This is a genomic window from Phyllobacterium sp. P5_D12, from assembly GCF_054049495.1.
Map to the genome: position 1 here is coordinate 1 of NZ_JBFUMG010001031.1, position 881 is coordinate 881.

An 881-nucleotide genomic window follows, 5' to 3' on the forward strand; every position below is an offset into this window, starting at 1 on the left:
AAGGGAAGTTGGGGCTGTGCCGGGTCGCGGGGCTTAAGCGGTCTGGATCTGACCGGTGCTTCCGCATCCCGCAMAAGCGGCTGGGATGTTTTGCGCGGCGGCTTTGTCATTGCCTCATTTCAACAGGAATTTCTTAGAATGGCGTGACAGAACACTATTGAGCAGGATCACCGGCGTATCAAGCGAAGGATACGTTCAATGCTTGGAGACCTCAGCCGATATCACCTTGGCAGGCATCGAACTTATTCACATGATGCGTAAGCGGCATCTTCGCTTCGACAAAAGCGCTCTCACTCAAAGCACAGTTTGCGGCCCTGACAGCATAATTGTGTCGAGCGGAAGCCACCTATAACCCCAGAGAAATTTTGCAACACAACCGACAATCCGCAGCCAGCCTGGCCGCATAGGCGTAGAGTACAACTCGCGAGATGGCGCCAGCTTAGAGGTGTCCTTGGAATTTACGAAAAGTTCGCCCACGACCCGAGGACCGACTCATTCCGCCGACGAGCCGGAACTTGGCATCTCGCGTGGTATAAGCTGCGGAACGAGGCATAAAATGCGCAGTGGTGATCTCCTCAACGATAATATGTCTTGGAGGTAAGAGTGGCTACGGCCGTCAAAGAGAGCAGCGAGCATCGATTACTCACTGCTTTGAATTCACTTTCGGCCGTCGAGCCCTCGACGTATTTCAGCTTTATTCTCAAATCTCGAAGCAAATACCTCGTGCCAACGCGGCGGCTGCGACTGGGGACCGCGGCTCGTTAGCAATCGCTAAGTAAGTAGGGCATTGAAAACTATCGACTTGAATTCGAGCAGAGGTTCATCGCTCCTATCGGCCCGCATGCGCAACAATGCACCTTCCCAGCTGTTCAGTACAAAGC

1 pseudogene is annotated in these 881 nt (G+C 53.4%); it reads left to right on the top strand.

Going from position 1 to position 881, the window contains the following annotated elements:
- Positions 1 to 150: 150 nt before the first annotated feature.
- A pseudogene (locus tag ACXJ5O_RS28470) lies at positions 151 to 352 on the top strand (hypothetical protein); the annotation flags it as partial.
- Between the last annotated feature and the right edge of the window lie 529 nt (positions 353 to 881).